We start from the raw sequence: 26,570 nt of genomic DNA on the forward strand, positions 1-26,570 counted from the left end.
GTAGCTTCAAGCCACGGCGGGCCCCGGGGGGTTTTCGGGTGCCGGCACGGCACCACGTCAGGCGCCCGGCTGGGACGCCGGACACCTCGCGCGCTTCCTCCCATCCGGACTTTAACCGTCGGTCCTGGAATTTCACCAGGTCAACCGGCCGATGGCATCGGCCGGGTCGCGGACTGTAACCGCCGGTTCGGACTTTCACCGACCCCGGAGCACGCTAGCTCTCTTCTTGTACCAGTTTGCCATGCCGATTACGGAAAGCGCGACCGCCCCCGTGCTATTTGAACAAGCGCTCGCTCAGGCGGCCATCAACTTGCGGGCCCGGCGGGCCGAGGGCGCGTAGCGGACCTGCTCGGGGACGAGGCCGATGCCGGTGTGCAGGGCGCGCAGCGTGGCCGAGGCCCACAGGTCGCCGACCGGCGTGGCGGGCAGGCCGTACAGGCGGCGGGCCCAGCGCGGCAGCGTGGCCAGGGCCAGCACGGTCAGCGCGGGCACGGCGGGCCGCAGCGCGGACAGCGCGCCGGGCAGCGGCGTGTGCAGCGACAGCCGCAGCGGATGGGCCGCCTCGGGCACCAGCCGCAGCCCCGGACGCCGGCCGTCGATGTAGGCGCGCAGCTCGGCCACCGAGCCCGGCACGTCGTCCCCGTCCAGGCCCACGACCTCGGCGGCGCGCCGCCACTCGGCGACGAACCGGTCGGCGTCGGCGTCGGACAGCCGCACGCCGGCGCGGCGGGCCACCGTCAGGTAGGAGTCGACCTCGCCGACGTGCACCCAGCGCAGCGCCTCGGGGTCGTCGAGGTGGTAGGTCTCGCCGGTGTCGGGGTCGCGGGCGGTCAGCGTGGCGTGGATCTTGCGCACCCGGCGGCCGGCCCGCTCCACCTCCGCGCGCGTGCCGTACGTGCGCACCCGGACGAACTCGCTGGTCCGCAGGAAGCGCGACCACGCCTCGGCCGGGTCGAGCAGCGCCGAGTTCTGCAGCACGCCGCGCATCGCCCTGGGGTGCAGCCCCTGCATCAGCAGCGCGCGGAAGCCGCCGACGAGCTGGATCGGCTCCCCCATCACCCGCCAGGTCACCGACTCGGGGCCGAAGATCCCATAGTCGTCGTCCATAAGTGAACAGTTACCCAGTGGGGCGACAAAGCATGCCAAAAACCCCCGGCCGGGAACCGGCCGGGGGCTTTCGTCGAGGCTACGGAGATCAGCCGGTGAAGCCGATCGCCGTGTAGTCGGCGGCCTGGTAGCCGAAGGCGCCGTAGTTGGCCAGCGTCTTCTTGGTGGCCTGGATGTCAGGACGCTGGTACAGCGGGATGGTGTGCACCTGGTCCCAGATCAGCTTGTCGGCCGCGTTGGCCAGCTCGTAGGCCTTGGTCGGGTCCATCTCGCTGACCGCGGCGTCGATCGCGGCGTCCAGCGCCGGGTCGCTGCCCTTGGGGAAGTTCGACTCGGAGCCGGTCTTGTAGATCTGCGGCAGGCCGCCGAGAGGCAGCGGCGTGCCGATCCAGGAGAACGGCACCAGGTCGAAGTCGCCCTTGATGATGTAGTCGGTGAAGAACTTGTCATCGGGGACCGGGCGGATCGTCAGCTTGATCCCGGCCTCCTTGAGCATGGCCTGGGTGAGCTCGCCCTCGGTCTTGGCGTACGGCAGGCCCGCCGGGACGACGAAGTTCAGCGAGAACTCCTTGCCGTCCTTCTTGCGGACGTCGCCCTCCTGCTTCCAGCCGGCCGCGTCGAGCAGCTCCTTGGCCTTGGGCAGGTTGTACTTGCCCAGCTCGCCGGAGTTGTCGACGTACGCCTTGTGGTTGTTCATGAAGACGTGGTTGCCCAGCGTCTGCAGCGGCCAGTCCATGTCCTTGAGGTCGGACTGCGTGATCACGTCACGGTTGATCGCGTACGCGACGGCCTGGCGGACCGACTTGTCCTTCAGGAACTCGCTCTGGTTGTTGACGGTGATGTGCCGCCAGTTCGGGCTGAGCGCCTTGCGGACGTCGACGTTCGGGACCTCCTTGGCGCGCTTGAGGTCGGCCGGGCTGCCCGGCGGGATCTCCACCGCGTCGAGCTCGCCGTTGGCGAAGGCGTTGACCTGCGCGGCGGGCGTCTCGATGGTACGGAAGATGACCTTGTCGAGCTTGGCCTTGCGGCCCCACCACTTGTCGTCGCGCACCACGGTCAGGGTCTTGGTGCCCTCGTTGATGCTCTCGACCTTGAAGGGCCCGGCGGTGACCGGGATCTTCTGCAGGTAGTCCTTCTCGTACTTCTCCGGGGTCTCCATGTGGGAGGCCGGGTACAGGTGCGGCGAGCGGGAGAACTGCCCCATCCACTCGGGGTAGTTCTTGCCGTACGTCACGACGGCGACCTTGTCGCTGTCACCCTTGGTGACCGACTCGATGCGGTCCCAGCCGTCGGTGGAGGCCGGCTTGAACTTCTTGTCCTTGCCGCTGTTGGCCTTCCACGCCGCCTCGAGGTCCTTCCAGGTGATCGGCGTGCCGTCCGACCACTGGGCCTTCTCGTTCAGCGTGTAGGTGACGACCTGCTTGCCCGACGACAGGTCCATCTTGACGTCGGTGAGGTAGTCGGGGTTCGCCTTGAAGTTGGCCTCGGAGTCGGCGACCATCAGCTGCGGCATCAGCGAGTCCAGCATGTCCGCCGTGTCGCGCTGGTTGCCGTCGACGTGGTTGCCGTTCCACTGGCTCGGCCACTGGCCGACCGAGAGGGTGAGCGTGCCGCCGTCCTTGACCTGCTCGTACGGGACGGGGTTGATCGCGATGCCAGGGGTCTGCGACATCTGCTGCTGAGCCTGCTGCGACTGCTCGGCGCTCGGCTTCTTGGCCTCGCCGCCACCACCGCCACAAGCCGCCGCGGCCATGGCGAGGACGGCGATTCCCGCCGCCGCCCGGTAACGAACCTTCACTTTTCCTCCTGATCGTCCGAGGCCGTGATGACCTCGACTTCCTCCGCGTAGTGGCAGGCGGCGCCGTGGTCCACGGCGGTCGCGAGCCGGGCAACCGAGGGCTCTTCGTCCACGCAGCGCCGGCGTTCGGCCTCGGTGAGGAGGGCGAACTTGGGGCAGCGCGTGCGGAACCGGCAACCCGATGGCGGGTCGGCCGGGCTGGGCAGGTCGCCTTCGAGCAGGATCCGCTTGCGCGTGCGCTCCATCTCGGGGTCGGGCAGCGGGATCGCTGACAGCAGCGCCTGCGTGTAGGGGTGCGCGGGGCGGTCGTAGACCTCCTCGACCGTGCCGATCTCGGCGATCCTGCCGAGGTACATGACCGCGACGCGGTCGGCCAGATGCCGGACCACGGCCAGGTCGTGCGCCACGAACAGGTACGACAGCCCCAGGGTGTTCTTCAGCTCGTCCAGCAGGTTGATCACGCCGGCCTGGATGGACACGTCCAGTGCCGAGACCGGCTCGTCCAGGACGAGCAGCTTGGGCTCCAGGGCCAGGGCGCGGGCGATGCCGATGCGCTGGCGCTGGCCGCCGGAGAAGCTCTGCGGGTAGCGCTCGGCGTACTCGGGCGCCAGCCCCACCAGTTCGAGCAGCTCGGCGACCCGCTGCTTGACGTTCTTGCGCCCGTGGGCGCGCAGCGGCTCGGCGATGATGTCGCCGACCGGCATGCGCGGGTCGAGCGCCGCCATCGGGTCCTGGAAGACGATCTGCAGGTCGCCCCTGAGCGCCTTGCGCCCGGACGGGCCGAGCTTGGCGCTGTCCTGGCCGAGCACGACGATCCGGCCGCTCTGCGGCGGGGCGAGCTGCATGATCTGCTGCAGGGTCGTGGTCTTGCCGCAGCCCGACTCGCCGACCAGGGCCAGCGTCTCGCCCTCGGCGATGTCGAAGCTGATGCCGTCCACGGCGTGCACGGTGCCGACGCGGCGCTTGAACACCGCGCCCTTCATCAGCGGGTAGTGCCGGATGAGGTTGTCCAGCTCCAGCACGGTCGCGCGCTGCTCGCGCGGCACGCGGACCACCTCGCTGACCGGGATGACCGGGACCGGGAACACGTCCGTGCCGGTCAGGCCCTTGTACTCGATCTCGCGGGAGCGGATGCAGGCGACGTGCCTGCCGCCGCCGACGTCGGTGAGCGGGGGCTCCTCGTCGTCGCACGAGTCGATCTTCATCGGGCAGCGCGGCGCGAACGGGCAGCCCGGCGGCAGCGCCGCCGGGGAGGGCGGGTTGCCCTCGATCGGCACCAGCGGCCCCTCCTCGCCGTCGATCCTGGGGATCGAGGCGAGCAGTCCCATCGTGTACGGCATCCGCGGCCGGTAGTAGATGTCGTCGACGTTGCCCTGCTCGACCGGCTTGCCGGCGTACATGACCAGCACCCGGTCGGCCATGCCCGCGACGACGCCCAGGTCGTGCGTGATCATGACGATGCCGGCGCCCGTCTCGCGCTGGGCGGTCTTGAGCACCTCCAGCACCTGGGCCTGGATGGTCACGTCGAGCGCGGTGGTCGGCTCGTCGCAGATCAGCAGGTCGGGGTCGTTGGCGATGGCCATCGCGATCATCGCGCGCTGGCGCATGCCGCCGGAGAACTCGTGCGGGAACGCCTTGGCCCGCACGTCCGGGTGCGGGATGCCGACCAGGTCGAGCAGTTCGACGGCGCGCTTGGCGGCCTTGTCCTTGCCCAGCTTCTGGTGGACGCGCAGCGCCTCGGAGATCTGGTCGCCGATCGTGTAGACGGGCGTGAAGGCCGACAGCGGATCCTGGAAGATCATGCTCATCGACTTGCCGCGGACCTTGACCAGGTCGTCTTCCTTCATCCCGATCAGCTCCTGGCCGTGGAGCTTGACCGAGCCGCTGATCTGGGCGGCGCGCGGCAGCAGGCCCATGATCGCCAGGGATGTGACGGACTTGCCCGAACCGGACTCGCCCACGATGCCCAGGACCTCGCCGCGGGCGACCTCGTAGCTGACGCCGCGCACGGCCTCGATGCCGCCCGGGAACGTCACGGTGAGGTCTTGAACCTCCAGGATGCTCATGAGTTGCTCCCCGGGTCGAGTGCGTCGCGCAGGCCGTCTCCGATGAGGTTGATGCTCAGGACCAGCAGCACCAGGAGCCCGGCGGGGAAGGCGAACAGCCAGGGGTAGCCGGTGGCGTTGCGGGAGCCCTCGGCGATCAGCGTGCCGAGCGAGACGTCGGGCGGCTGGATGCCGAAGCCGAAGAAGGACAGCGCGGCCTCGCCGATGACCGCGCCACTCACGTTGAGGGTGGCGTCGATGATCAGCAAGGAGGACAGGTTCGGCACGATGTGCCGGAAAATGATCTTCCAGCGGGGGATGCCCATGTAGACGGCCGCCTGCACGTACTCGCGCTCACGGAGCGAGAGCGTCATGCTGCGCACCACCCTGGAGGTGATCATCCAGGCGAACGCCGCCAGCAGGACCACGAACCAGAGCCAGGAGGCGCCGCGCAGGCGCGGCGAGGCGATCGCGATGATCAGGAAGCTGGGCAGGACGAGGAGCAGGTCCACGCCCCACATGAGGACGCGGTCCACCCATCCGCCGAAGTACCCGGCGAAGGCGCCGACAATGGCGGCCAGGCCGGTCGAGATGAGCGCCACGAGCAGGCCGATGATGATCGACTTCTGCATGCCGCGCAGGGTGACGGCGTACATGTCCTGGCCGATCGTGGTGGTGCCCCACCAGTGGTCGGACGACGGGGCCGACAGGAAGGCGAGGAAGTCCTTGTCCGTCCAGTCGTAGGCGCCGAACAGGGGGCCGATGTAGGCCAGCGCCACCAGCAGCACGAGGGCGATGAAGCCGTAGCGGGCCTGCCGGTTGCGCAGCATCCGCCCGAGAACAACCTTGGAACGCACTTAGCTCACCCGCACTCGAGGGTCGAGGGCCGCCACCAGCAGGTCCGACAGGAAGCCGGCGAACAGGACGCAGACGGAGGCGAACATGCTGACCGCGGCCACCGAGTTCACGTCGTTCTGGTTGATCGAGTCGACCAGCCAGGCGCCCATGCCGTTCCAGGCGAAGATCTTCTCGGTGAAGGTGGCGCCGGTGAGCATCGTGCCGAAGGCGAAGGCGAAGTACGTGGCCGCGGGAATCAGCGCGGTGCGCAGCGCGTGCTTGATCAGGGCCGTCCTGCGCCGCAGGCCCTTGGCCATGGCGGTGCGGACGAAGTCCTGGCCGAGCACGTCCAGCATCATGTTGCGCTGGATGCGGCTGTAGAAGGCGATCGAGCCCAGGCTGAGCGAGATGGTCGGCAGGATCAGGTGGTTCAGCCGGTTGGTGAACTGGTCCCAGCCGGACAGCTTGGGGTTGTACTCGCCGGTGAACTCGATCAACGTGAAGCCGAGGCCGCGGTTGAGGTTGTAGGCGCTGATCGCCAGCAGCGTGGCCAGCACGAACACCGGAATCGCCATGATCACGAACGAGCCGACGCCGATCACCCGGTCGGTCACCCGGTATTGCTTGATCGCCGACAGGGCGCCGAGCGCCACTCCGAAGACGAACCCGAGGATCGTGCCCACCAGCAGCAGCCGGAGGCTGACGAAGATCCGCCGGCCCATCTCGTCGTTGACCGAACCGCCGTTCCAGGTCTTGCCGAAGTCACCCGTGACGACGCCCTTGGCCCAGGTCGCGTAGCGCTCCAGGACGGGCGTCTTGTCGTTGAGGTTGTAGCTGTCGAGGGTGGCGTCGATGACTTCCTCGGCGACAGGAGGCTGGCGGCCTTCATACGCGCCGCGGGGGTTCATGGTCGTCGCGGCGAGCATGTAAGCCAAGCTGGCCGCGATCGCGACCAAGATCAGATTGATCGCCAACCTGCGGAGCAGGTACTTGCCCATTACCCTCCGTTCGCACTGAACGAGGGCCCGGAAACCCCGGTAGGAGAAGACCCCCGCAATGGAAAAAGACCGTCTTACGCCGCGAAAAGTCATGACGCGGAACGGCGATCAAAACGCAGGATATCTAGCCAAACATCACAGTCAGCAATAGTTCGACATAACGGTAGGGTCACTAAGCACGGTGGCGGCTCCTCGTCGATCACCGCTCTACAGGGGTGTTGACCTGGGGAAACGTGCCCTACCAAGATCGGTAACGCGCGCTATCGGATCGGCGTATGTCACAGAATCCTGACAAAAAATAACCCAATCCCGAAGTGACGCACGTCATACTGATCAATAGGCTGGGGATTGATATTTCGCGATGTCGCGGCTTTTGATCTCAGGCGGGTGGCCGAGGCGGGTCGGTCCGAGGGCACGCTGCCGCCCGCCCCGAAGGCGTCCCCGGGACGATCCCCCCACGCTCACGCTCCGCTCACCACCCCGGCTTCCGGCCCCTCCGCCCCAGACCGGACCCGCCCCCAGCGGCTCCCGCCCCTCCAGCAGGCCCACACCCCTCAGCGAGCCCCGCACCTCGGAATGGGCTCGCCCCGAGCGGACCTCCACCCCCAAGCGGGCCTGCACTCCCCTGGCCCCGCCCCCCTGAGCGGACCCACACCCCGAGCGAGCCTTCACCCCCGAGCGGATCCACACCCCGAGCGGACCTCCACCCCCGAGCGAACCTGCGCCCCCAGCGGACCGGCACCCCAAGCTCCTGCACTCCCCAGGGGGCCTACACCCCGGGCGGCCCTGCACACCCTCAAATGGGCCTGCGCCTTCCTGGGCCGATCCGCACCCGAGCGGGTCTGCACCCCTGGTGAGGCCCCCCAGAGCACCTGCACTCCCCTGAGCCCTGCACCCCGGGCGGGCCTACCCTCCGAGCGAACCTGCACGAGCCGGCCTGCCCCCCCGGTGAGGCCCCCTAGAGCGCCTGCACTCCCCTGAGCCTGCACCCCGGGCGGGCCTACCCTCCGAGCGGACCTGCCCCCCGAGCGGGCCTGCACGAGCGGACCTGCACCCGAGCTCCTGGACTCCCCAGTGGGGCCCGCACCTCCGGGCGGCCCTGCACCTCAAGTGGGCCTGCGCCTTCCTGGGCCGGCCTGCACCCGAGCGGGCCTACCACCGAGTGGACCTGCACCCCGAACCCGCCTGCACTCCTGGTGGGCCTGCACCCCAGTGGGCATGCAACTCCTCTGGCCCGCAGCTTCAGTGAGCGCGTGCCCCGGTGGGCGCGCGCGCCCCGAGCGGGCCCGGACCCCAGTGGTCCGAGGCGCGGCGGCAGGACTGTGGTGCGGGCCTCGCGGAGAGGCCGCGGGAGTGCCTGGCGGGCGTCGCGGGGTTCCGCCCAGTGCGGCGCACGCCTCGTGGTGAGGCGAAGGAAGCACACGCCCCTGCCGCCGGCCACACCTCGCTGAGGGGCGGAAGGGCCACGGGAGCGCGCGGGGCACGCCCGTGGCGGGAAGGGGCAGCGGTAGACGGGGAAGGGTCAGCGGGCGGCGGGAACGGTCGGCAAGTGCCCGGGAACGTCAAGCTAGTGCCCGGGAACGTCAGGCTAGTGCCCGGGAACGTCAGGCTAGTGCCGGGGAACCTTGGGCGAGTGCCGAGGGAGGGTCAGCGGGTGGCGGCGGCGCGGAGGGCGTCGATGGCGGCCACCGGGTCGTCGGCCCCGTAGACCGCGCTGCCGGCCACGAACACGTCAGCGCCCGCCTCCGCGCAGCGCTCGATCGTCTCGGCCGTCACACCCCCGTCGACCTGCAGCCAGACCGACCCGCCGTGCCGCTCGATCATCGCCCGCGCCGCCCGCACCTTCGGCAGCACCATGTCGAGGAACTTCTGCCCCCCGAACCCGGGCTCGACCGTCATCAGCAGCAGCATGTCGATCTCACCGAACAGCCCCTCGAACGGCTCCACCGCCGTGGCCGGGTTGAGCGCGAGACCCGCCCTGGCGCCGAGCGACCGGATCTCGCGCAACGTCCGCACCGGCGCCTTGGACGCCTCCGCGTGGATGGTCACGCTGCCCGCCCCGGCCTCGGCGTACTGGGGGGCCCAGCGGTCGGGGTCGGCGATCATGAGGTGGCAGTCGAGGGGCGTCTGGGTGGCTTTGCGCAGGGACTCCACCACGGGCAGCCCGAGGGTGAGATTGGGCACGAAGTGGTAGTCCATGACATCCACGTGCAGCCAGTCGGCGTTCGGCACGGCGGCGGCCTCGTCGGCCAGCCGCGCGAAGTCGGCGGCGAGGATGCTGGGCGAGATCTGTACGGCCATGATGCGCCAGTCTATTGAACGCTCCGCTCCCCCTCGACGCCCCCTCCCACCACGCCACCCCCGCCTCCACACGGGCAAGGGACGGGAGAGGAGCGGCCGGGCGCCCAACGCGTGAGCGCCCGGCACGCGGGAGTCCAGCACGCAGACGCCCAGCACAGGCGCCCAGCACGCGGACGCCCAGCACACAGGCGAGGGGCGGCCGGGCGCCCAGCGACGCGCCCGGCACGCGGCGGTCCAGCAGGCGGGTCCGGGACGCGCGCGTCCAGCACGCAGACACCCAGCACGCAGATGCTCACCGCAGGCGCCCACCACGCAGTCGCCCAGCTCGCGGGCGAGGGGTGGGCGGGGTCAGGGGCGTTTGCGGAGGAGGGCGAGGAACATGGCGTCGGTGCCATGGCGGTGGGGCCAGAACTGCGCGTACGGCCCGTCGCCGAGCCCGTCGACCTCCGGCAGGTAGTCGCGCGCGTCGAGCTGCTCCACATCACCCCTGCGCCCCATGACGTCGCCGACCACGACGCGCGTCTCGGCCAAGTGCGGCGAGCAGGTCACGTACGCCACCACCCCACCGGGGCGCACGGCGTCGAGGGCCGTGCCGAGCAGCCGCCGCTGCAACGCGCCCAGCTCGGCGATGCTGGCCGGGTCGCGCCGCCACCGGGCCTCCGGACGCCGCCGCAGCGCGCCCAGCCCCGTGCAGGGGGCGTCGAGCATGACCCGGTCGAACACCCCGGGCCGCCAGGCGGGTTCGGTGCCGTCGGCGGTGACGACCGAGGCGGTCCTGGTGGTCTGCCAGACCAGCCGCGCCCGGTGGTACTGCACGTCGGCGGCCAGCACCCGCGCCCCACCGGGGAACGCCACAGGGCCGCCGCTCGCCACACCGCCACCGCTCGCCGCGTCGCCGTCGCTCGCCGCGTCGCCGTCGCCCGGACGGCGCTCGCCGTCGAGGCCCGCCAGGTCACCGTACGTGGCGACGGCGTCGAGCAGGCCCGCCTTGCCGCCCGGCCCGGCGCACATGTCGAGCCAGAGCTCGTCCTCGCCGTCGAGCGGCACGCGGGTCAGGGCGAGCGCCACGAGCTGGCTGGCCTCGTCCTGGACGGCCGCGCGGGTCTCGGCCACGGCCTCGATCTGCCCGGGGTCGCCCTCAGGCAGGTAGGCCGCGTACGGCGAGTAACGGCCGGGCGCGGCCCCGGACTCGGCCAGCTCGGCCACGGAGCTGCGCCCCGGCCGGGCGACCAGCGTCACCAGCGGCCGGACGTTGTCGGCGTCGAGCAGGTCGGCCAGCTCCCCGCCGCCGCCCAGCGCGTCACGGAAGGCCGAGACGATCCACCGGGGATGCCCGTAGGCGACGGCCAGATGGCCGACCGGGTCCTGGTCGGAGTCGGGCGCGACGATGGGGATCCAGTCCTCCAGCTCGCGCGAGCCGATCTTGCGCAGCACCGCGTTGACGAACTTGGCCGCGCCCTGGCCGATGCGCAGGCGTACGAGATCGACGGTGGTGCCGACGGCGGCGTGCGGCGGGACGCGCATGCGCAGGAGCTGGTGGGCCCCCAGCCGCAGGGCGTCGCGCACGGCCGGGTCGGGCGCCCGGTCGCTGCACATCTCGATGATCGCGTCGTAGGTGCCGAGGCCGCGCAGCGTGCCGTAGGCCAGCTCGGTGGCCAGCGCCGCGTCACGCCCGCGGATGTCGCGCTCGCGCAGCAGGCGCGGCAGGAGCAGGTTGGCGTAGGCGTCGCGCTCGTCGACGGCCCGCAGGAGGTCGAAGGCGGCGTTGCGGGCATGGTCGCGGGCGGGGCGGCGCGGGCGGTTCGTCCCGCGGGGCCTGGTGCCCGTGGAGCCGGCCGGCGACCGGCGGGGTTCACGCGAAGGCATCGTCACTCGCAAGCCGGACGCCGCGCGCCCATTCGACCGCCCCCATCGCCCGCTTGCCCTGCGGCTGCACCTCGCCCAGCTCGACCGGGTCGGTGGCGGTGCCGACGAGCACGTGGCTCTTCGTGGCCAGGATCCGGCCGGGCGCGAGCCGGTCGGCCTGGACGGCGACCTTCGCCGGGCCGAGCTTCACCCGCTGGCCCCTGAACTCGCTCCACGCCCCCGGGCCGGGGGTGCAGGCGCGGATCAGGCGGTCGACCCGCATGGCGGGCTTGGACCAGTCGACCCGCGCGTCGGCGACGTTGATCTTGGGTGCGATCGTCACGCCGTCGAGCGGCTGGGGACGGGCCTCCAGCGCGCCGTCCTCGACGCCGTCGAGCGTGGCGGCCAGCAGGCCGGCGCCGGAGACCGACAGGCGTTCGAGAAGGGAGCCGCTGGTGTCGTGGGTCAGGATCTCCTCGGTGACGACGCCGTAGACCGGGCCCGCGTCGAGCTCCTTGACGATCTGGAACGTCGTGGCGCCGGTGATCTCGTCGCCGTGCAGCACCGCGTGCTGGACGGGCGCCGCGCCGCGCCAGGCCGGCAGGACCGAGAAGTGCAGGTTGATCCAGCCGTGGCGGGGCACGTCGAGGGCCGACTGCGGCAACAGCGCGCCGTAGGCCACCACCGGGCAGCAGTCGGGCTCCAGCGCGCGCAGCGTGTCGAGGAAGGCGGGGTCGCCGACCTTGGCCGGGCGCAGCACCTCGATGCCGGCCTCCTCCGCGAGCTCGGCCACCGGCGAGGGGTGGACCTTGCGCCCCCGCCCTGACTGGGCGTCGGGACGGGTGATGACGGCCACGACCTCGTGCCGCGGCGAGTCGATCAGCATGCGCAGCGACGGCAGCGCCGTCTCGGGTGTGCCCGCGAAGACCAGCCGCATCGTCAGAGCGCCCTTCCGCCGGTGGCGTGCGGCGACATCTTGATCACGGGGGCGGACAGGCCGCTCCACTCGGCCTCGCGGATCGCCTTCATGGCCAGCTTGCGCTGTTTGGGGTCCATGCGGTCGATGAACAGGATGCCGTCGAGGTGGTCGGTCTCGTGCTGGAAGCAGCGGGCCATCAGGTCGGTGCCCTCCAGCGTGACCGGCTCGCCGTGCATGTCGAAGCCCTTGGCCACGGCGCGGACGGCGCGCGGCGTCGGGTAGGACAGGCCGGGGAAGGACAGGCAGCCCTCCTCGCCCTCCTCGTCGAGGTCGGCCGACAGGTCGAGGTCGGGGTTGATGAGGTGGCCGAGCTGGTCGTCGACGTAGTAGGTGAACACCCGCAGGCCGACGCCGATCTGCGGGGCCGCCAGGCCCGCGCCCGGGGCGTCCATCATCGTGTCGGTGAGGTCCTTGACCAGCTTGCGGAGCTCCTTGTCGAAGTCGACGACCGGGGCCGCCGGGGTGCGCAGCACCGGATCTCCGAACAGCCGGATCGACTGGATCGCCAAGGGGCTCACTCCTGTTCTCGAACGTGGATCAGCCCAGTTTACCGGCGGTGGGCCGGCGGCCGGTCGTGGCGCAGGGAGCGGGCCTTCATCGCGGCCTTGCGCGCCGCCTTGGCCACCGCCCGGTCGTCGTGGGAGCCGGCGAGCATGTCGAGCACGGCCAGCGTGTCGGGGTGGCCGACCGCGGGCATCTCGCCCACGAGCTTGATCAGGTCTTCGCCGGGCTCGGGCATGTCGAGGCGGCCCGCGGCCGGACCGGACAGGTGCATGAGCGCGGCGAGGTTGTCGACCGCGATCCAGGTGTGGTCCTCGGGGCTGAGCGGCGGGGCATCCAGGTCGCGGATGTGCAGCCAGGAGGCGGCGTAGCGGCGCATGAGCGGGTGGTCGAGCGCCTGCCGCACGGGCTGCTCGGCCTCGGGGCCCAGCTCCTCCAGGATCGCGCCGACCGCGCCGCGCTGCCCGGCGGTGCCGGAGGCGGCGATCTCGATCAGCTCGCGGGCGGCCGCCTCGGGGGGCCGCCGCTCCAGCCAGCCCGCCACGGCGCTCTGCGTGGCGGTGCCCTTCACCAGCGCCTCGACCAGCTCGGCGGCCGACAGGTCGGCGAAGACCTGCACCTCGGCGGCGGTGGGCGCGTCGTGGCCCTCGCGCAGCAGGTCGCGCCGGACTGCCCAGACCCCGAGCGGGGTGAGCGCCGTGCGCCCGGCCTCGGTCTGCTCCACCAGCCCGCAGTACGCCAGCAGCGAGACCGCCTCCAGCAGCTCGGCCGGCAGCGCGGCGGCCAGCCTGCGCATCTCGACCGGGCCGGGCGCGCAGGCGACCTCGTGCGACTGCAGGATGCCCCTCGCCAGGTTGCCCACGGCGACGCCGGAGCGCACCGAGTAGATCGTGGCCAGCATCTCGGCCAGGTGGTCGTCGACCACGGAGGAGCCGGTCAGGCCCTCATCGGCGCGGTCGAGGACGTCCATCACCACGCCGTCCCAGAACTCCAGCGTGGCCTCGACCGTGAGCTGCATCGACAGCGGGCCGCGGGAGGCCCGGCCGCCGAGGATGCGCAGCAGGCCGGTGTTGACCGCGACGATCCAGATGAGCCGCAGCCGCGACTCCTGGAGCCCCAGCTCTTCCGCGGCGGCCCTGGCGTCGGACTCGCTGAGCATGCCGTCGGCGCCCACCTCGCGGCTGCCCGTCCAGGCGGTCAGGCGGATGGCGTCGGCGACGAGCGGCACCGCGGGCACCGCGCGGGCCAGCTCGGCGTCGCTCGCCAGCAGGACGGGCGGGAAGGTCAGCGCCTCGTGCTCCACGGAGGTCTCCTCAGGTGGCCGTGGAGGCACGGCGGCCTGCTCATCGATCAGCTTGCGCAGCTCGGCGAGGTCGAAGACATTGTTTGCCACCCAGGAAACTTACTGCACAGCAGTCACAAGGACGTACTCAACGGATGGCCCGGGAGCGCGCCTTGAACGCCGCCTTGCGCGCCGCCTTGGCCACCGTGTCGTCGGGGATGGAGCGTCCGAGCAGCTCCAGAACCTCGACGACGTCGGGGTGGTCGACCCGCCACATCTCCTCGATCAGATGGGCCGGCGGACCGGACGCCGCCATGTTCTCGGCGAAGATCTCCGGATCCTCCCGCGCGGCGGGCATCGCCAGGGCGAGCATGTCGACGCTGACCCACAGCAGTTCGTCCTGGGTGAGCGGCGGCGCGCCGAGACCACGTGCGGCCAGCCAGTGTATGACGTGCGGGCGCAACTCCTGGTCGTCGAGGTGGTCGCGCACCTGCGGCTCGGCCTCGGCGCCCAGCCGGTCGACGATGGTGATCGCGATGCCGCGGGCCACGGCGGGCGCGCCGGAGGCGGCGGTCAGCAGCTCGGCCGCGGCCTCGCCCGGCGCGCGGCCGGACAGCCAGCGGGAGATGTCCTGCTCGGCCAGCTCGGCGGGCAGCCCTTCGAGCAGCCCCTCGATGAGGCCGCGCGCGTCGGCCTCGCCCAGGTCGGGGGCGACCGGGGCGTCGAGGCCGAGCGAGAGGTAGTGCTCGCGCAGCCCCCAGACCGCCAGCGGCGTCAGCTCGGCCGCCTCGCCGTCGAGGCGGACCATGCCCCACCCGGCCAGCCGGTCGAGCGCCCCGGCCACGTCGATGCCGCCCTCGCCCGAGACCTCCTCCAGGTAGTCGGCGACGACCTGGAGCGGCACCGGCGTCTGGAGTCGGTAGAGCATGTCGAACAGGTCGTAGAGGCCCTCGTCGAGCTCGGCGTGGCCGGTGATCTCGCCGCCGGTGTCGTCCTCCAGGAGCCGGGCCACGGTCTCGGCCCAGGCGTCCAGCGGCTCGCCGTCGCCCGGTGGGGGGCCGCCGGCCAGCTTCGGAACGGTCCGCAGCGCCTCGGTCAGCTCCTCCTCCGAGGCCAGCCGGACGGCGGGCAGCGGGGTGCAGCCCGGACAGTCGCACGGCGCCTCGCCCAGGTCGGGCAGCTCCCCGGACGGGATCGGCACCGCCTGTTCGAGCGATTCGGGCCCGATCGAGCTGAACAGGCTCTTGGCCATGCCGAAGTTGGCCGGGTCGGCCAGCGCCTCGGGCATGCGGGGGCCGATGTCGTCGAGCCGGGCCCGCATGCCGGCCACGGTGGCCGGGCTGGCGTGACCGGCCTCGCCGAGGTAGTCCACCAGCGTGCGAGCGGCCGCCACGGTCTCGGGCGCGCTCTCGGGCGGCGCGATGACCTTGCGCGGGTAGATGGACAGCAGCAGCTCGTCGAAGGTCTCCGGCGTGAAGTCGCGCAGTTCGTTGACGTTGAGATAGTCGCTGGCGTAGTCGCAGAGCAGGCGGACCTCGTCCGCGTCCACTTCGACTTCCCGCGCGCGCCCCCATGCGCGCAGGTCGTCGATGGCCTGGTTCACCCATTCGATCGACACAGGGGCACGCTAACGGCTGACCAACAGATGAGCGAATCGGGGAAACGGTCTAAATCAGGTCGAGTGGGTCGACACTCACCCTCACGACATCTGGTGTCTTACGCGCCGCACGCACCCCACTGGCCCCCTTGAGCGCGGCCGACAACGCCGCCCCGCCGCCGCGGCGTACCCGGATCATGGCCCGTTCCAGGCCCGACTCGTCGACCGGGACCGGGCCCAGCACCTGGGCATCCGGCGGGAGGCGCACCTCGTCCAGCATCTGCCGGACGGCGCTCGCCGAACCCGTCAGCGTCGCCATCCGCACGGCGGGCGGGAACCCGAGCTCGGCCCGGTCGCCCAGTTCGCGCTCGGCGTGCGTGATCGGGTCCCACCGCAGCAGCGCCTGCACGGACGGCAGCCCGGCGTCCCCGAGCACCACCAGCTCGGCGGAGGGCCGCAGCAGCGCGGCGGCGTTCATCCACCGGCGCAGCGTCTCCTCCCCCGCCCGCAGGTCGGCCCGGCCGAGCAGCGCCCATCCGTCGAGCAGCACCGCCGCCGCGTAGCCGCCCTCGGCCACCGGCTCGGCGCCGGGCGTGGCGACCACGAGGGCGCGCGTGGCGGGCACGCCGGCCAGCACGCCGTCGCGGCCCGAGGTGCGCACCTGCACCGACGGGAAGGCTCGCCCCAGCTCTTCGGCGGTGCGCCGGGCCCCGGTGACGACCGCCCGCAGCCGGGGGCTGCCGCAGGACGGGCACCGCCAGTCGGCGTCCACCCGGCCGCACCAGCGGCAGTAGGGGGCGGCGTGCCCGGCTCTGAGCGCGAGCGGCCCGTGGCACAGCGACTCGCCGCTCCCGTGACCTTCCGGCGTCCCGCCCGTCGCGTCCGTGAGGGTGCTCAGAGCTCCGGCGTCCGGCTCCGCCGCGCCGAGAGCCGCCGTCTGCCGGCCGCCGGGGACCGGCGCGGCCAGCTGTGGGGCGATCCTGGTGGGCGGCAGGACGCAGCGCGCCGGGGCGCGGCAGTGGCGGCAGGCCAGCGCCGGCAGGTAGCCGCGCCTGGGCACCTGGACCAGCACCGGCCCGCTCTCCAGCCCCTGGCGCAGCGCCCGCCAGGCCAGGCTGGGCAGCCTCGCCTGCCGGGCCGCCTGGTCCTTGGCCAGCTCGGCGTCCTCACCGGCGGGACGCACCCGCGGGGCCAGGCTCCTGATCGTCGTGCGGGCCGCCACGATCGGCCTCGCCCAGCGCGCGGCGATGAGCTGGGTGGCCTCGGCCGTACGCGCGTAGCCGCCGATCAGCATGGCCGCGCCCGTCCGGTGGGCGCGCAGGCCGAGGACCTCCCTGGCGTGGGGGTAGGGGGCCAGGCGTTCGGCGTGCAGGTCGTCGCCGTCGTCCCAGATGGCCACCAGGCCGAGCTGCGCGACGGGGGCGAACATGGCGGCCCGGGTGCCCACGACGGCGCGCACCTGGCCTCTGAGGACCTTCAGCCATCGCCTGTACCGCTCGGCGGGTCCGAGGTCGGCCGTGAGCGCCACATGCCTGCCGGGGCCGAGCAGCCGCTCGAACTCGGCGTCCGCCAGCGCGACGTCCTTGCCGTCGGGCACCACGAGGACCGCTCCGCGCCCGCCGTCGAGGGTGGCGAGCACCGCCTCCGCCATGGCTCCGGCCCATCCCGTGGCGCCGGGCAGCGCGGACCACACGGCGCGGGGGGCGCGGCCGTGGCGGAGGGCGTCCAGGAAGGAGGGGCCGGTCGGGTAGGCGTCCCAGGCGCTCTTGCGGCCCTCTGCCGCCCGTTCGGGGGTGTCCGTCCCGTTCATGTGCTCCGGACGGGACGCCGTCCGTCCGCGCGCGAGGGCCTCCGCCGGTCGGGTCGCGACCCGGCGCGGGGTGCCGTCCTGCTCGGCCCTCCCGTCCATCGGGGCCGGCGGCTCCAGCCCCCGTCCGGAGAAGGACGAGCCCCCCACGTCTCGCGCTCCCCCGATCGCGGCAGGCGCACCCGAGCCGACCTGTGCGACCGCGACGGCGGCAGATTCGCTCCCGGTGGCCCGGACGATGTCGGGAACCCCGCTCCCGGCAGCTCGGGCCGCGGCCGGAGCCCCAGGCTCAGCCGCCTGGGCCGCGACGGGAGACGCACTCGCGACGGCTCGGTCCACGGCCGGGGAAGCGCTCTGCGCCGCCTCACCGGAGGGAGCGGCCTCCGGGGCCAGATCGGCGGCGGGCGATTCGGCGAGGGGCGGGCCGGCGAGGGGCGGGTCGGCGAGGGGCGGGTCGGCGGAGGCGGCGGACGAGTCGACGGAAGACGGGTCAGCGGGAGACGGGTCAGTGGCGGACCGGTCAGCGGTGGACAGGCCGGCGGTGGACAAGCCGGCGGTGGACAGGTCAGCGGCGGGCGATTCGGCGGGGGGCGGGTCTGCGGGAGGCGGGTCGGCGGGGGGCGGAACCTCCGCCTCGGCCTTGGCGTGGCGCGGTGGAATGGCCAGGCGCAGGACGTCGGTGAGGGTACCCGCGTAACGATCGGCCACCGCGCGGGCCAGACCGGCGATCTCCGGCGTGAGCACCTGCTCGGGCGAGACCACCCGTTCGAGCGGCGTCAGCTTGCCCTCATGGTCGCTCTCGTCCACCCGCTCCAGCAGGAACGCGTCGATCAGCTTGCCCGCGAACCGCACCCGCACCCGCACCCCCGGCCGGGCCGCCTCGTGCATGGCGGCGGGCACCAGGTAGTCGAAGGGCCGGTCGAGGTGCGGCAGCGGGCTGTCCACGACCACCCGCGCGACGGGCCGCTCGGGCGCCGCGACCACCGCCCCCTTGGTGTCCTTGGACGACGCAGGAGGCCGCACGGCGTCGAGCGGCAGGAGGGCGTCGTCGGAGTGGGTCACGCACTAACGTCTACCAGACCCCGCGCCCCGCCATCCCCACACCACCGGCGCACAGCCCCGCACCGCCCCCGCCGGCCACCCACTCCCCCACCAGCCCGAACAGCACAAGGGGAGCGCACAAGCCGCGACAAGCACGCAGAACCGCGCCCACCGCCAGACCCGCCCGGAAACGGCCTCACGAAGACGGACAAGCCCGCCCTCACCAAAGAACCGCGGCCCCCACCAGAAGCCGCCTCACCGCGCCCCACACCGGGCAAGACCAACGAGCCCCCGACGCCCACAGAGCACGCCCACAGAGCACGGCCAACGATCATGGCCAACGATCATGGCCAACGAGCCCTCGACGCTCAGCGACCGCCGACCGCCGACGCCCACGAAACCAACCTGAGATCGTCACCGGGCCGCAGACGCGGCAGAAGAGAGCGTCACCCCAGCAGTCACCCGCGAGCCCGCCGCTCCTCAAAAGATCAGCAGTCACTACCGAGCCTGCCGCCCCTGAAGAGATCAGCAGCCACCGACAAGCCCGCCGCTCCCCAAGAGTTCAGCAGCCACCCGCGAGCTGCGGCCCTCAAGAGACCAGGCGAACGCCCGCACCGAACCACCCCAGCCGACGACAAGTGCCGCACCCAACCCCCAAAAGGGCCGAATGCGGCACCTGCACGAAACCAGAATCCGAGTAGTTCAGAGACCGAATAGGTCAGAGACCGGCAGCCGTCCGAAGGGCCTCGGCGCGGTCGGTGGACTCCCAGGAGAAGCCCTCACGGCCGAAGTGCCCGTAGGCGGCGGTCTCGGAGTAGATCGGGCGCAGCAGGTCGAGGTCGCGGATGATCGCGGCCGGACGCAGGTCGAAGACGCGCAGCACGGCGGCCTGGATCTGCTCCACCGGCAGCTTCTCGGTGCCGAAGCACTCCACGAACAGACCCACCGGCTGCGCCTTGCCGATCGCGTACGCGACCTGCACCTCGCACCGGTCGGCCAGCCCGGCCGCGACGACGTTCTTGGCCACCCAGCGCATCGCGTAGGCCGCCGAGCGGTCGACCTTGGACGGGTCCTTGCCCGAGAACGCGCCACCGCCGTGGCGGGCCATGCCGCCGTAGGTGTCGATGATGATCTTGCGGCCGGTCAGGCCGGCGTCGCCCATCGGGCCGCCGATCTCGAAGCGGCCGGTCGGGTTGACCAGCAGCCGGTAGCCCTCGGTCTCGATCTCCAGACCGTCGAGCACGGGGTCGACCACGTGCTCCTTGATGTCGGGGGCGAGCATCTCCTTGAGGTCGATCTCGGCCGCGTGCTGGGTGGAGACGACCACGGTGTCGAGGCGGACGGGCTTGTCGCCGTCGTACTCGATGGTGACCTGGGTCTTGCCGTCGGGGCGCAGGTAGGGAACCTTGCCGGTCTTGCGGACCTCGGACAGGCGCTGGGCGAGCCGGTGCGCGAGCGTGATCGGCAGCGGCATCAGCTCCGGCGTCTCGCGGCAGGCGTAGCCGAACATCAGGCCCTGGTCGCCGGCGCCCTGGCGGTCGAGCTCGTCGGCGTCGCCGCCCACGCGGTGCTCGTAGGCGTCGTCGACACCCTGGGCGATGTCGGGCGACTGCGCGCCGATGGACACCGACACGCCGCAGGAGGCGCCGTCGAAGCCCTTGTGGGAAGCGTCGTAGCCGATCTCCAGGATCTTCTCCCGGATGACGCCGGGGATGTCGACGTAGGTCTCGGTCGTGACCTCGCCTGCGACATGGACCTGGCCGGTAGTGATCAGCGTCTCGACGGCGACCCGGCTCTTGGGGTCGTCCTTGAGCATGGCGTCGAGAATCGCGTCACTGATCTGGTCGGCGATCTTGTCCGGGTGGCCTTCGGTGACCGACTCGGAGGTGAACAGGCGACGTGACAACTCAGTGGCTCCTCATGCAGCGGCTGCTGACGGATGTTGGGCCCGGGACGGAAGAACACGCCAGGGCCTCGCCGAAGTCTAGCCCCACCCGGCGTCCGGTCGCGAAACCGTCCCGTGTCCGTGTCCGGTCACGTGTCCGGCCACGTGTCCGGCATGTGTCCGGTCACAGGTCGGGAAGGGGATCCGGCGGCAGCGTCTCCGGCGCGAAGACCTCGGCGTCGGCGGCGGACACCACCGCCGCGTACTCCTCGTCGAACTCGAACACGGTGGTGCCGAGCTCGATGAACGGGCCGGGCAGGATCGGGCCGAGCCTGGTGTGCCGCGGGTACGTGGCGAACACCGCGACCGGCCGGTCGCTCCTGAGGGTCCTGGTGGTGAGCACCGAGACGGACGAATCGGTGACGACGATGAGGAAGTGGCCCGTTCCCGTCGGCCCCACGGACAACGCGGGGAAGACGTAACGGATACCTCCCTGGTCTTCCAGCAATCTCCTGCAACGTTCCCTGACAGCGGAACCCACCGGCATTCCGTCCCCCTTTGCCCCCAAGTATCGGTAGGCGTCCGGGGTGCCGCAACTGGCGATCAGGTAATCGTTCTTGCGCGAAAACGCGCGTCAGGACAGACGGGGCGCGACCAGGTCCCAGACGGCGTCGGCGACGTCGTCCTTGGGGCCGCGCGGCACCTCGACCGGCTCGCCGCCGGCGACGAGGACGGTGGCGGCGTTGTCGGGCGTGCCGAACGCCAGCCCCTCCCCCACCTGGTTGACGACCAGCAGGTCGCAGCCCTTCCTGGCCAGCTTGGCCTGCCCGTTGGCGAGCACGTCGTCGGTCTCGGCCGCGAACCCCACGATCACCCGCGGACCGGCGCCGCCCTCGCGCCGCAGCCGGCCCAGCTCGGCCAGGATGTCGGGGTTCTTCGTCAGGTGGATGGGATCGGGCTCGCCGTCGGTCTTCTTGATCTTCGTCTCGTGCCGGGACGCCGGGCGGAAGTCGGCCACCGCGGCCGCCATGACGACGGCGTCGGCCTTCTCGGTGGCGGCCAGCACCGCCTCGCGCAGCTCGGCCGTGGACCCCACCCGCACCACGGCGGCCCCCGCGGGATCGGGGAGGGCGACGTTGGCCGCCACGAGGGTCACCTCCGCGCCGCGCGCGACCGCCGTGCGGGCCAGGGCGTACCCCTGCAGGCCGGACGAGCGGTTGCCGATGTAGCGGACCGGGTCGATCGCCTCGCGGGTGCCCCCGGCGGAGATCACCACCTTGCGCCCGGCCAGGTCGCGCGGCCTGCCGCGCAGCACGCGCAGGCAGACCTGGAAGATCTCGGCGGGGTCGGGCAGGCGGCCGGGGCCGGTGTCGGCGCCGGTCAGGCGCCCCACGGCCGGGTCGATGACGACGGCCCCGCGCTCGCGCAGGGTCGCGACGTTGGCGCGAGTGGCCGGATGTTGCCACATCTCGGTGTGCATGGCCGGGGCGAACACGACCGGGCAGCGCGCCGTCAGCAGCGTGTTGGTCAGCAGGTCGTCGGCGAGCCCGTGGGCCGCCTTGGCCAGGGTGTTGGCGGTCGCCGGCGCCACCACGACGAGATCGGCGCGCTGGCCGATGCGGACGTGGGGCACCTCGTGAACGTCGTCCCAGACGTCGGCGGTCACGGGGTTGCCCGACAGGGCGGCCCACGTGGGCTCGCCCACGAAACGCAGGACCTCGCGGGTCGGGACGACCCGCACCTCGTGACCTGACTCGGTGAACAGCCGTAGCAGCTCACATGCCTTGTACGCGGCGATGCCGCCGCTGACGCCGAGGACGACCTTCATCGAAGGGGTCAGACCGCGCCTTCGATGGGCTCGGCGTTGAGCAGGCCCTCGGAGACCTCGCGCAGCGCGATGGACAGCGGCTTCTCCTGAGCATGCGTCTCGACCAGCGGCCCGACGTATTCCAGCAGGCCCTCGCCGAGCTGGGAGTAGTAGGCGTTGATCTGGCGGGCGCGCTTGGCACCCATGATCACCAGGGAGTACTTGCTGTCGACGATGTCGAGCAGCGCGTCGATCGGCGGGTTGGTGATGCCCTCCGCGGCCGGGGTGGTGCCTGCCACGATTGTCAGACCTCTCGGTTGATGGTGGTGGTGACCCCCTGAGGGTCAGTCATCAAGGCTATCAGCCGGTGGCACACTTCTTGGACACTCGTGTTCACCAGCGTGAGGTCGAACTCCGATTCGGCCGCCATCTCGACCCGCCCGGCCTTGAGCCGGCGCTCGATGACGTCCTCCGGCTCGGTGCCGCGGCCGCGCAGCCGCTTCTCCAGCTCCTCCCACGTCGGGGGGGCCAGGAAGACCAGCAGGGCGTCGGGCATGGTGGTGCGCACCTGCCTGGCGCCTTCCAGGTCGATCTCCAGGACGGTCGGCACGCCCTGGGCGAGCTTGTCCAGCACCGGCTCGCGCGGGGTGCCGTAGCGGTTGCCCGCGAACTCGGCCCACTCCAGCAGCTCGCCGGCTTCGACGAGGCGGTCGAACTCCTCGCCGTCGACGAAGAAGTAGTGGACCCCGTTGACCTCGCCGGGACGGGGCCTCCTGGTGGTCACCGAGACCGACAGCCACACCTCGGGGTGTGCCCGCCGGAGCTCGGCGACGACCGTGGACTTGCCGACGCCCGACGGCCCTGACAGGACCGTCAGACGCCTCCTGCTCAGGGGGAGGAAGCCGACCTTCGCTCCCGATCCGACTGCCTCGTGGGCCCTTGCTTCGCCGGACCAGGACCTGTCGGTCACTTCCTACCCCCCGTTGAACCTGCGCTTTCTTGTGGAACAGAGATTAGCTCTCGTTGCCACCGAACTCGCGCTCGAGGGAAGCCCTCTGGTTCGCGCCGAGACCCCGCACGCGGCGGGACTCGGCGATGGCAAGCCGCTCCATGAGCTGCTTGGCGCGGACCTTGCCCACGCCGGGGAGCGATTCCAACAGGGCCGACACCTTCATCTTGCCGATGACGTCGTCGGTCTGCCCATCCTTGAGCACCTCAGCCAGAGAAACCGCGCCATGCTTGAGCCGGTTCTTGACCTCGGCACGCTCTTTACGGGCCTTGGCAGCCTTCTCAAGGGCTGCGGCGCGCTGCTCAGGGGTCAGGGGAGGAAGAGCCACGCCGGGTCACCTCGAATTTCTGTCGATGTACTCGGACGGGAAGGGAAACTAGCTGGTCATCGCCCCCTAAGCAACGTCAAGAGCGGTTTCTCTCCTCACAAAATCCACTTCATCACTGTCCGTGAGCGTAAAATTACCCACTGCTGATCAAATCGCCCTCACTTCCCGCTTCACGCGTCCGCTCCGGACGGCGTCCCCGAGCAGGGCGAAGATCGCCCGCGCGGCACCGGACGATGTCCGAAACCAGGGCCGGACCTGGACCGAAACCAGAATCGGGAAGGGTGCGCGAACGCCCTGCGGATGCATTACGATCTTGTGAAGCGAGGGCTGCGCGAACGGTCCGGCGACACCTGCCGCCATGCCCCGCGCCCGCACGGAGAACACCCCCTCCGCGCACGCGACGATCGTGCCCCCGCCTCCGCGGACAAGCACACCTCGCGGCACGCCAGAAGCGCGCCTCCGCCCCCGCGGAGAACCGCGCCCACCGGAAGCACACCTCCGCCCACGCGGACAGGCCCGCTTCCGCGCACGCAGAGAGCGCGTCCCCGCCTGCGCGCAGAGGCTCACCTCCGCGCGCACTGGAAGCGCGCCTCTGCCCACGTGGAGAAGCCCAGCTCCGCGGGCGCGGGAAGCGTGCGTGGGCGCTTATCGCGCTGCTCGGGGTGGCGGCCCCAGCTCCGCGGGCGCGGGAAGCGTGCCCACGAGAAGCCCGGTTCCGCGCGCCGGAAAGCATGCCTCCGCCCGTGAGGAAGGCGCGTCTCCACGCGCCGCGGAGAGCCCTGCTCTGCCCTCGCGCGGCCACGCCAGAGCCGGGAGCCGGCGCGGCGGGTGGCCGGGGCCGGGGCCCCGGCCGGGGGTCAGGAGGCGGTCGTGCGGCGCAGTGAGGCGGCGATGGCGGCGGCCGCCGCTCCCGGGTCCGCCGCGCCCGTGATCGGACGCCCGATGACCAGCAGGTCGGCGCCGTCGGCCAGCGCCTGCTCGGGCGTCGCCACGCGCACCTGGTCCTGGACGTCGGCCCCATGAGGGCGCACGCCCGGCGTGATGAGGGTGATGCCGGGCCCCACCTCGGCCCGCACCGCCGCGACCTCGTTGGGCGAGCACACCAGCGCCGTGGCCCCGGCCTCGACCGACAGGGCGGCCAGGCGGCGCACGGCCTCGTCGGCCGGTCCGGCCAGGCCCATGCGGTCGAGGTCGGACTCGTCCAGCGAGGTGAGGATCGTCACAGCGGCGATCTTGGTCTGCGGGGCGGCCTCGACCGCGGCCCGGATCATGGCGGCCCCGCCGGCCGCGTGCACGGTCAGGATGGCCGGACGCAGGCGGGCGACGGCCTTGGCGGCGCCCGCGACGGTGTTGGGGATGTCGTGCAGCTTGAGGTCGAGGAAGATCTGGACGCCGCTGGCGCCGCGCACGGAGGCGATCACGTCGGGGCCGTAGCGCAGGTACAGCTCCAGGCCCACCTTGATGGTGCTGACGTGCGGCGTCACCAGGCTCGCCCACCTGGCGGCGGTCTCCAGGTCGGGGGCGTCGAGAGCGACGGCGATGGGTGCGGGCGTCAAGGGGAGCTCTCCTCGGAGTCGACTAGAAGGTGCCGGGGAGCGCTCCCCGGCGGCCGGTGGGCCAGGCCGACGGCGTCGGCGAGGCGTTGGAAGCCGCGTGCCCGCAGCAGGTCCTCCAGCTCGCGCTCGATGCGCAGGCACGCGTAGGGGTCGTGGAACAGCGCGGTGCCCACCCCGACCAGGCAGGCGCCCGCCAGGATGAGCTGGAAGGCGTCCCTGCCGGTCATCACGCCGCCCATGCCGATCAGCGGCACCCCGGGCAGGGCCGCGTGCACCTGCCACACGCACCGGACGGCCAGGGGCAGGATGGCGGGCCCCGACAGCCCTCCGGTGACGGCGGCCAGCGACGGGCGCAGCGCCTCGGTGTCGATGGCCATGCCGAGCGGGTTGTTGATCATGGACAGGGCGTCCGCCCCGGCGTCCACGCAGGCGCGCGCGACCGAGACGATGTCGGCCACGTCGGGCGCGAGCTTGGCCACCACGGGGACGTCGTAGCGCATGATGGAGCGCACCGAGGCGATCACCTCGGCCGCGGCGCTGCCCTCGCGCGCGAAGACACGCCCCCTGTCCTCCATGTTCGGGCAAGAAAGGTTGACCTCCAGCGCGGTCACCCCGGGCGCGTCGGCGAGCCTGCGGGCCAGCTCGGAGTACTCGGCGACGGTGCCGCCGCCGATCGAGACGATGGTCTTGATGCCGCGCTGGGCCAGCCAGGGCAGCTCGCGCTCCAGGAACGCCTCGATGCCCGGCCCCTGGAGCCCGACGGCGTTGAGCATGCCGGAGGGCGTCTCGGCCATGCGCGGGGTCGGCCGGCCCGCCCGGGGGGCCATGGTGATGGACCGGGTGGTCAGCGCGCCGAGCCGGTGGAGGTCGAAGAACTGGGCGAGCTCGCGTCCGGAGCCCGCGCAGCCGGCGGCCGTGGTGACGGGGTTCGCCAGCTCGACGTGCGCCAGAAACGTACGCATATCAACTGACATGTCGTGCACCGCCTCCGGGGGCGCCGAGCGCGTCGAACGGGATCGTTCCCACGTCCTCGAAACGCACCCGCTCCCCCCGGAACACCGGTCCCTCCGCGCACGCGCGGACCATCCTGGTCGCGCCGTCGTCGCCGATGACGGGGATGACGCACGTCATGCACACCCCGATGCCGCAGGCCATCTGCTCCTCGACGGCCACCTGCACGGGGATGTCGAACTCCATCGCCACCGCCGTGACCGCCCGCAGCGCCGGCATGGGCGCGCAGGCGTAGACGGCGTCGGCCCGGGTGTCGGCGATCACCGAGGGCAGCGCGTCGGTGACCTTGCCGCGCAGGCCGAGCGAGCCGTCCTCGGTGGTCAGGGTCGTCGTCTCGGCGATGCGGCGGGCCCGCATGGCGCCGAAGACGCGGTCGGCCCCGGCGCCGCCGAGCACGAAGTCGACCCGGCAGCCGCGCGCCAGCAGCGCGTCGGCCAGCGGGAACAGCACGGCCGAGCCGTACTCGGCGCCGACCAGCACGCAGTTGACCGGGTCGCGCGGCAGCGGGAAGGGCCGGCCGAGCGGCCCCACCAGGTCGAGCGTGTCGCGGGCGCGCCGCTCGGCCAGCCACGACGTGCCCGGCCCGGCGACGGTGAAGACGAGCTCGACCGTGCCGCCGTAGTCGGACTTGACGTCATGGATGGACAGCGCGCGGCGCGTCACCATCGACGTGTGGGCCCCGCCGACCGCCACGGAGACGAAGTGGCCGGGGCGGTAACGCTCGGCGATGCCGGGCGCCACCACCGTCAGCGCATGGTAGGCGTCGACCCGGCGCGTCGTCAGCACCGTGCCCGTCACCTGCACAGGTGTGCCGGCCAGTCGTCTTCACCTCCCGC

General features: G+C 72.0%; 21 protein-coding genes and 1 riboswitch. All 21 genes read right to left on the reverse strand.

From position 1 onward, the window contains the following. Positions 1-86: 86 nt before the first annotated feature. A riboswitch (FMN riboswitch) is annotated at positions 87-217 on the reverse strand. Positions 218-294: 77 nt separating this feature from the next. After that, positions 295-1,107 carry an oxygenase MpaB family protein gene (locus tag ACWEJ6_RS17135; protein ID WP_358293983.1) on the reverse strand — a complete coding sequence of 271 codons (813 nt, stop codon included), beginning with the start codon at positions 1,105-1,107 and terminating at the stop codon, positions 295-297. An 88-nt stretch (positions 1,108-1,195) separates the two neighbouring features. Further along, positions 1,196-2,905 (reverse strand): ABC transporter family substrate-binding protein, encoded by a 1,710-nt coding sequence (locus ACWEJ6_RS17140; RefSeq protein ID WP_452424564.1) that lies wholly within the window; start codon positions 2,903-2,905, stop codon positions 1,196-1,198. Further along, the gene (locus ACWEJ6_RS17145; protein WP_358293985.1) at positions 2,902-4,971 is read right to left on the reverse strand and encodes an ABC transporter ATP-binding protein; all 2,070 of its coding nucleotides are present in this window, start codon (positions 4,969-4,971) and stop codon (positions 2,902-2,904) included. Before ACWEJ6_RS17145 ends, ACWEJ6_RS17140 begins: the two co-directional genes overlap by 4 nt. Then, entirely contained in the window at positions 4,968-5,807 is an 840-nt protein-coding gene (locus ACWEJ6_RS17150) for an ABC transporter permease (RefSeq protein ID WP_358293987.1), read from the reverse strand. Before ACWEJ6_RS17150 ends, ACWEJ6_RS17145 begins: the two co-directional genes overlap by 4 nt. Continuing rightward, positions 5,808-6,785: an ABC transporter permease gene (locus ACWEJ6_RS17155; protein ID WP_358293989.1), complete on the reverse strand. Its 978-nt coding sequence runs from the start codon at positions 6,783-6,785 to the stop codon at positions 5,808-5,810. A gap of 1,647 nt (positions 6,786-8,432) precedes the next feature. Beyond that, on the reverse strand, positions 8,433-9,086 hold the full coding sequence (gene rpe / locus ACWEJ6_RS17160; RefSeq protein ID WP_397171301.1) for a ribulose-phosphate 3-epimerase: 654 nt from the start codon (positions 9,084-9,086) through the stop codon (positions 8,433-8,435). A gap of 348 nt (positions 9,087-9,434) precedes the next feature. Continuing rightward, entirely contained in the window at positions 9,435-10,952 is a 1,518-nt protein-coding gene (locus ACWEJ6_RS17165; protein ID WP_452424568.1) for an RsmB/NOP family class I SAM-dependent RNA methyltransferase, read from the reverse strand. Beyond that, entirely contained in the window at positions 10,939-11,868 is a 930-nt protein-coding gene (gene fmt, locus ACWEJ6_RS17170) for a methionyl-tRNA formyltransferase (RefSeq protein ID WP_358293993.1), read from the reverse strand. Before fmt ends, ACWEJ6_RS17165 begins: the two co-directional genes overlap by 14 nt. A gap of 2 nt (positions 11,869-11,870) precedes the next feature. Continuing rightward, complete coding sequence (gene def, locus ACWEJ6_RS17175; RefSeq protein WP_358293995.1) at positions 11,871-12,419, reverse strand: peptide deformylase; 549 nt, start codon at positions 12,417-12,419, stop codon at positions 11,871-11,873. A gap of 38 nt (positions 12,420-12,457) precedes the next feature. Continuing rightward, entirely contained in the window at positions 12,458-13,804 is a 1,347-nt protein-coding gene (locus ACWEJ6_RS17180; protein WP_452424570.1) for a hypothetical protein, read from the reverse strand. Between the two features lie 37 nt (positions 13,805-13,841). Continuing rightward, complete coding sequence (locus ACWEJ6_RS17185) at positions 13,842-15,311, reverse strand: hypothetical protein (RefSeq protein ID WP_387666335.1); 1,470 nt, start codon at positions 15,309-15,311, stop codon at positions 13,842-13,844. 49 nt (positions 15,312-15,360) lie between these two features. After that, positions 15,361-18,159 (reverse strand): primosomal protein N' family DNA-binding protein, encoded by a 2,799-nt coding sequence (locus ACWEJ6_RS17190; protein ID WP_452424572.1) that lies wholly within the window; start codon positions 18,157-18,159, stop codon positions 15,361-15,363. Positions 18,160-18,856: 697 nt separating this feature from the next. After that, positions 18,857-20,044, reverse strand: coding sequence for a methionine adenosyltransferase (metK, locus tag ACWEJ6_RS17195; RefSeq protein ID WP_352322591.1), 1,188 nt, complete (start codon positions 20,042-20,044; stop codon positions 18,857-18,859). A gap of 163 nt (positions 20,045-20,207) precedes the next feature. After that, positions 20,208-20,531 carry a hypothetical protein gene (locus ACWEJ6_RS17200; RefSeq protein WP_358294002.1) on the reverse strand — a complete coding sequence of 108 codons (324 nt, stop codon included), beginning with the start codon at positions 20,529-20,531 and terminating at the stop codon, positions 20,208-20,210. A gap of 126 nt (positions 20,532-20,657) precedes the next feature. Beyond that, complete coding sequence (gene coaBC / locus ACWEJ6_RS17205) at positions 20,658-21,851, reverse strand: bifunctional phosphopantothenoylcysteine decarboxylase/phosphopantothenate--cysteine ligase CoaBC (RefSeq protein WP_352353182.1); 1,194 nt, start codon at positions 21,849-21,851, stop codon at positions 20,658-20,660. A gap of 8 nt (positions 21,852-21,859) precedes the next feature. Continuing rightward, positions 21,860-22,129, reverse strand: coding sequence for a DNA-directed RNA polymerase subunit omega (gene rpoZ, locus ACWEJ6_RS17210; RefSeq protein WP_043638590.1), 270 nt, complete (start codon positions 22,127-22,129; stop codon positions 21,860-21,862). Between the two features lie 5 nt (positions 22,130-22,134). Further along, positions 22,135-22,722: a guanylate kinase gene (gene gmk, locus ACWEJ6_RS17215; protein ID WP_358294299.1), complete on the reverse strand. Its 588-nt coding sequence runs from the start codon at positions 22,720-22,722 to the stop codon at positions 22,135-22,137. A gap of 121 nt (positions 22,723-22,843) precedes the next feature. Then, complete coding sequence (gene mihF / locus ACWEJ6_RS17220) at positions 22,844-23,167, reverse strand: integration host factor, actinobacterial type (protein ID WP_020541698.1); 324 nt, start codon at positions 23,165-23,167, stop codon at positions 22,844-22,846. Positions 23,168-24,024: 857 nt separating this feature from the next. Next, positions 24,025-24,723 carry an orotidine-5'-phosphate decarboxylase gene (gene pyrF, locus ACWEJ6_RS17225; RefSeq protein ID WP_452424576.1) on the reverse strand — a complete coding sequence of 233 codons (699 nt, stop codon included), beginning with the start codon at positions 24,721-24,723 and terminating at the stop codon, positions 24,025-24,027. Next, a complete protein-coding gene (locus ACWEJ6_RS17230) occupies positions 24,720-25,697 on the reverse strand; it encodes a dihydroorotate dehydrogenase (RefSeq protein ID WP_352353184.1) in 978 nt (325 codons plus the stop codon). The genes pyrF and ACWEJ6_RS17230 overlap by 4 nt, the downstream gene beginning before the upstream one ends. Next, positions 25,687-26,538, reverse strand: a complete 852-nt coding sequence (locus ACWEJ6_RS17235) for a dihydroorotate dehydrogenase electron transfer subunit (protein WP_397162178.1) — start codon at positions 26,536-26,538, stop codon at positions 25,687-25,689. Before ACWEJ6_RS17235 ends, ACWEJ6_RS17230 begins: the two co-directional genes overlap by 11 nt. Positions 26,539-26,570 lie beyond the last annotated feature (32 nt).

It is taken from the genome of Nonomuraea sp. NPDC004702 (genome assembly GCF_053601695.1).